At 60.2% G+C, this 5192-nt stretch carries 5 protein-coding genes; 2 read left to right on the forward strand and 3 right to left on the reverse strand.

The features are described 5' to 3' along the window. Positions 1-690: 690 nt before the first annotated feature. Positions 691-819, reverse strand: coding sequence for a hypothetical protein (locus tag BN1233_RS50560; RefSeq protein WP_280139379.1), 129 nt, complete (start codon positions 817-819; stop codon positions 691-693). A 1658-nt stretch (positions 820-2477) separates the two neighbouring features. Here BN1233_RS50560 and BN1233_RS18810 point away from each other — a divergent pair. Further along, entirely contained in the window at positions 2478-3158 is a 681-nt protein-coding gene (locus BN1233_RS18810) for a thermonuclease family protein (protein WP_046865150.1), read from the forward strand. 10 nt (positions 3159-3168) lie between these two features. Beyond that, complete coding sequence (locus BN1233_RS18815) at positions 3169-3456, forward strand: excalibur calcium-binding domain-containing protein (RefSeq protein ID WP_063776603.1); 288 nt, start codon at positions 3169-3171, stop codon at positions 3454-3456. A gap of 16 nt (positions 3457-3472) precedes the next feature. Here the strand turns inward: BN1233_RS18815 and BN1233_RS18820 are convergent, their stop codons facing one another. Both BN1233_RS18820 and BN1233_RS46035 read right to left on the reverse strand, forming a co-directional pair. Further along, the gene (locus tag BN1233_RS18820) at positions 3473-3739 is read right to left on the reverse strand and encodes a hypothetical protein (RefSeq protein ID WP_046865151.1); all 267 of its coding nucleotides are present in this window, start codon (positions 3737-3739) and stop codon (positions 3473-3475) included. Continuing rightward, positions 3736-4599 carry a DNA/RNA non-specific endonuclease gene (locus BN1233_RS46035; protein ID WP_046865152.1) on the reverse strand — a complete coding sequence of 288 codons (864 nt, stop codon included), beginning with the start codon at positions 4597-4599 and terminating at the stop codon, positions 3736-3738. The genes BN1233_RS18820 and BN1233_RS46035 overlap by 4 nt, the downstream gene beginning before the upstream one ends. Between the last annotated feature and the right edge of the window lie 593 nt (positions 4600-5192).

Raw genomic sequence — 5192 nt, forward strand, 5'->3', positions numbered from 1 at the left:
AGGCCTTCTCCAAGCTCAAACACCTGTTGCGCAAGGCCGCCGAATGCAGCCTCGAGGCAACCTGGAAGCGCATCGGCGGGCTGCTCGATGACTTCTCGCCGGCAGAATGCCAGCGATACCTCACCAAAGCCGGATATGCTTCAACCTAAAACCATCATGCTCTAGGCACCGGCCGTTCGGGAGGCATATCGTTCGTTTAGGTCGGCCATGTCATTATGACAGATCGTGGCTTGGCGTTGGAGGAAAGCCAGACGATCGTTCATCGTGACGCAACATCGAGATCGACGACGCCCGGGGTGACAGTTCCCTCATCATCAGACGATATTGGGGTAGACTACTCTCTGATCTGATTGTTTAGGTACTCCGCAGTCACATTCAACGAGTATCGCATTCACTACAGTACACCTGACCCGAGGCCGAGGGCTATGGTGGCTCAGTCGTGCATAGCCCACCTTAGGTAACCTTGCCCGCTCCCCTGCTGCACTGAGAACCCGGAGGCCTCTCAAGAATTTCGGCTTTTGCGGTGTTTCTCCACTTATTGGCCCGTGCAGTGGCACAACCCGAACGATTGAGAGAGGGCAGCGTTGATTGCTGCATGTGCAACGTAGCTAAGCAACATGACTTCGCGGACCTTGGCGAATTATGAGTTGGTGCGGCGAAAACGTTAGCTTCTGTGGTAAGTGATTGGTTTCATTGCATCTCGTGTCCGCTCACCTGAATACTAGCAGCGACGAGCTTCTGATTGCGGTTCGCTGCATCACGGGCATCAATCGCAGGCTGCTGCGATCCCGTTGAGAGAACGCCGAGCGCGTTGCCCATGCCCCTCCTCGCGGTCGGATGGCCGGAGAATGCCGAGTGTCAGGCCTCAGCCGCTGATGATTGGCGAGATTAAGGCCTCCCGCCCGGACGCTCGCTTGCTGCGCGCCCGCCGCAGATGGAATCATCACTGGCGCGATCTGTGGCCGCGTTGCATGGACCTCCATTGCTACCTGATCCCGAGCTCGCGCCCGAACTTGGTCCAGCAGAGTACCGCCTCGCAACATTGGCCATGCGTTCGCCGCTAAAAGGAATGTCGCGATTTCGGGCATGGACAGGCCATGGATCGATCATGTGAACCACGATGTTCTGCTGAACAGCATTGCCCGCCGCCAACGTCACCGTCTCTTTGCGGTCCAGATACTCGCCGCATCCTACGAGCAGTATGCTGGATGCGAGAAACGGGAGTGGTCGCAACCACCATGTGCTGCCCCTCCCAACCATTCCCAGGCTCCTCCGTTGCCTAAGGATTGGGCAAGGTTACCCTACGACAGTCAAGCTTCCGTGTAGGCAGGCCGGTCGAGACTGTGGGAGTTCGGTCCAACATCCAATTAGGACCGTGGATTTGGTCGCTCAGCTATGCCTGGACCCTACCAGTTACTGCCGTTCGTCCGCGAGAGCCCCGAGCTCGAAGATCGGCATCTTTGATCGGACATCTCGATGCACGGGCGACATGCCGACATCACGACCAGCGCGCCGGACTAGGTGTGCATGCGAACGTCATAGGCTTCCGTCTTGGGATGAACTGGTCCTCCCGCCGAACATACGTTGTGCGTGTTACCGTCCGACCCTACGTTGTTGGTGTATGGAGGATGCGATGGAAGAGCCGAAGCCTGGGAAGCCCTGATGCTCGCGAAGGACAGTCTGCAGATGGCGGCCTACCGCGAGCGCATCCACCTGTACGTGGAGAACCGGCGACTTGAGGCGGCCGGCGTTTCCCGTCTTCCGATCCCAAGCCTGCCGCGCCTAAAACGGCTGATTCGCCAACAGCAAGGGGCGGCATCTTCTGCAAAATCCAGTTGCGATAGATGTCCTGCGGATCCATGCCGGTCACGAGAGCCATGACGTTCACGCGGTCGCCGTGTTGAACAGGTGCCGCTTCGAGTAGAGTTGCACCAGCTCGTTAGTTGCTGGTTGGGCAGGTGTCTGCCGAGGTGAGCTAAGCGCATTCCAACGAGGTTCAGGCTAAGCTTGCAACCAACCGCTCCTTTGCCCGGCGGAATAACACCGCGCAACAGTCGGCAAGGTGCAACGTGATCGGTTGGGCATCTTGTAAAAGAAAATGGTGCCTGAAGAAGCTATAATATATTTAGTAATCCAAGCGCCCGTGAGGCCGGCTCGCCGCTTGCTTGCCAATGCCCTTCGGCACTTCACCGGCCGTCCTGCACCGAACCTGACTAGTCCCACGGACCCGAGCCTCATCAGGAGGCTGGATATGCACAGCGACCGAGAGGTGGGGAATGCTCACGTATTGTTCACATGACGGCCGCTGCGGCAGACGGACTTACTCGCTCGCCCGCACTATAGCGGTCACATGGGTCGTGCAACCCGGGGCGTTCGGATCGCCGCCGGGTCATGGCTAGCTTGGCTATTGTGCGAGCGACGGAGGTCAGGTATGCGATAGTGGGCTGTATTACGGACGCTAACGTAGAACGAGAATAATGAAGCTGGTTAAGGCGGTTTTGCTGCTTGCAAGTGCATTTGTTGCTTCATCTGCACTCGCGCAAGGCATCTCTGGTCCTGCCGAAGTGATAGACGGAGACACGCTCTCCGTTCGGGGCGCGACCTCTCGCATTCGGCTCTACGGCATTGACGCGCCAGAGGGTCAACAGACCTGCGATGATGCGGATGGCAAGCGATATCTCTGCGGCTCTCTCGCAGCAGATGCTCTCGCTTCGCTGATTGGCCGAAATGGGCGAGTGACCTGCCAGGAAATGGACCGCGACCGCTACGGGCGGGTTGTCGCTGTCTGCGAAGCGAATGGCCGTGACATCAACGGCGAGCTGGTGCTCCAAGGATGGGCTCTCGAATACCGTCAATACTCGGATGGCCGCTACACGGACGAGGAAGCGGAAGCGCGTCGGGCAAAGCGCGGTCTGTTCGCAGGGACGTTCGTTGAGCCGTGGGAGTGGCGTCGAGGCAAGCGGCTGGCCTCCGAGACCTCGACAGGATCGGACCGCAAGTGCGCCATCAAAGGCAACATCTCCAGTTCGGGGCGGATCTACCACGAACCGGGCAGTCGGCACTATGAGCGCACGGTGATTGACGAGGCCAGCGGCGAACGCTGGTTCTGTTCAAAAGAAGAGGCGGAGGCCGCTGGTTGGCGAGCGCCTAGATCATAGGGGGCATAAGATGCGTAAGATTGTGATGGCGGCTTTCGCCATCGTTATGGCTGCGGGGTCGGTCGGCGCCGTGGAACATTTCAGCCGTGACAATCCACCAGCCATGACAGAGCGCCCCAGCGAGATCGTTGTGGCGCAACGCAGAAGCTGCAAGGCGGCCAGCAGTTGCCGGGAGGCCGTCGAGATGTGGTGCAACGGCTATAGCAGAGCCGATGGTGACGGAGACGGCATCCCCTGCGAGAACGTGTGCCGTTCACGCGCGCAGGTAGACGCCATCAAGAAGGAAATCGGCTGCTGAGTTCAACTCGTGAGCCTCAAGACCCTGTCTCAAAGGGATTAGGAACCTCCCGGGCTGGTTCGGTCGTCTCCTCGATTTTTTCCGGCAAGTCCTCCTCGGCTTGAAGCGCTTTGACGATCTTGCCCAGGAGAGTCTGAAGCGCCTTCGCGCGCTTCAGGCCAGCCTGATCCTTGGTGATCTCGAGATCACCCGAGATCACAATCCTATCGGAGCCATTCTCAAAGGTGAGTCCGCCGATGTTCTGGGATTCCGTGTCGTTCGCGAACGGTGTGAGGGATTTCATTGTGTGGTGGACCTTTCGTCGGGAACCGGGATGTCCCGGCAGCGAGGACGGCCGCGGTTGCTCGGCTCGGGAAGGCGCATCGCCTCGGCTTTGACGGCAGGGCTCAGGGCCGGGAAGGCATCGATCCCGGTGAGCGTGGCGAGCTTGTCGACCGACAGGAGTTCCCAGTCCTTGGTGTTTGCGTTATCGACCACATAGGCGCCGGCCTGATCCAGGCTCGGGACATAGACGGCCTTGAAGACCTGGGTCGGGACGAGCACCCTTCCCTTGAGAGACTGGAGGTTCTGGCCCCGGAAGGCGACACCGGTGACGACATAGGTCTCGCCGTAGCGCATCGTCAGCCCGGACACGGTGGTCTCGACCTGCTGCCAGAACCGGCGGTTGAGCGTCGGGTCCTGGGGGACCATGTTGGCGAGCGAGAAGGACTCGTCCTGAGCGTCCTCGGTCGGCATGTCGGCGGCCGGCGCGAGGTGGCCGCGATCAAAGCCGCTGCGGACATAGTCGGAGAGTTCGGCCCGCTCATCCTTGGGCAGCCCGGTCTCGGCATGGAATTTGTTGACCCGGTCGATGCAGGCGGCCCGCCGCAGATCCTCGCGGGTCAGGTGTTCGGCGGTCCAGAGCGGCGTACGGGTAACCCCGGAGTGCAGGACGGCGAAGAACGAGTAGCAGAGCACGCGGGTTTTTGCGCTCAGACGCTCGTTCGCGAGAGCAGGCGCTTGTCCCTGAGCGAAGAACTGGGGGCACTCGCTCCCGGTCTGGGCTGAGGCATCAGGGGCCGCCTCCCAGAGCGCAAGAGAGCCCAGGACAGCAAGAGCAACTGCCCTGGCCCCGAGAGTCCTGCGAAAACCAGGGGCCCTCATCGCAACTTCGCCAAAGCCGTGCTGAGGACCGTGTGAGGCAGGTTCCACAGGGCCAGCAAGAGTCTGATCTGCAGCGGCGGGGTAGGTCGGAACTGGATCGTGCGGAGGCCATATCGCTCGAAGTGACGAGGGACGATCCGGTTGCGTCTGGGGCGATAGCGCGGACGAAGAGGGTTGTGCTGCATGGTGTTTTTCCGCTCTGCACCCTGGCAGGCTAAACAGCAATTCATGGACTGTCATACGAATAGTTTAGGTGCACACGCTACATAGCACTCGCGCCGTGATCGAGGATGGCCTTGTAGCTGCTAGCACCGGCAAGCGTCAGGCTGGCGGGAGGTCTTTGCCGCCACAGATGTTCCGTTTTTCGTTCCCATCACGCCGGCCGCCCGGAAGAACGCTTTGGCCGTTACCAACAGGGTTACCAACAGTTGAGTGTCCCCTCGGACTCAGCCGAGCCAGCTTGGCCGTTGCGTAGAGCGAGACGGTGTGATCTCTCCCCGCCGGTTTGGGGGAACTTTCATGAGAACCATCGCAGTCATCGCTGCCGCGCTGTCGGTCTCCGCATGCGCCACCGTCACGCGGGGCACGACCAA

Origin of the sequence: Microvirga massiliensis, assembly GCF_001006805.1 — a bacterium.
Lineage (GTDB): Bacteria > Pseudomonadota > Alphaproteobacteria > Rhizobiales > Beijerinckiaceae > Microvirga > Microvirga massiliensis.

Bases quoted from the DNA above. Each gene is read 5' to 3' on its own strand.
- BN1233_RS50560 (WP_280139379.1), bottom strand. From the start codon at position 819: ATGGGCAACGCGCTCGGCGTTCTCTCAACGGGATCGCAGCAGCCTGCG.
- BN1233_RS18810 (WP_046865150.1), top strand. From the start codon at position 2,478: ATGAAGCTGGTTAAGGCGGTTTTGCTGCTTGCAAGTGCATTTGTTGCT.
- BN1233_RS18815 (WP_063776603.1), top strand. From the start codon at position 3,169: ATGCGTAAGATTGTGATGGCGGCTTTCGCCATCGTTATGGCTGCGGGG.
- BN1233_RS18820 (WP_046865151.1), bottom strand. From the start codon at position 3,739: ATGAAATCCCTCACACCGTTCGCGAACGACACGGAATCCCAGAACATC.
- BN1233_RS46035 (WP_046865152.1), bottom strand. From the start codon at position 4,599: ATGAGGGCCCCTGGTTTTCGCAGGACTCTCGGGGCCAGGGCAGTTGCT.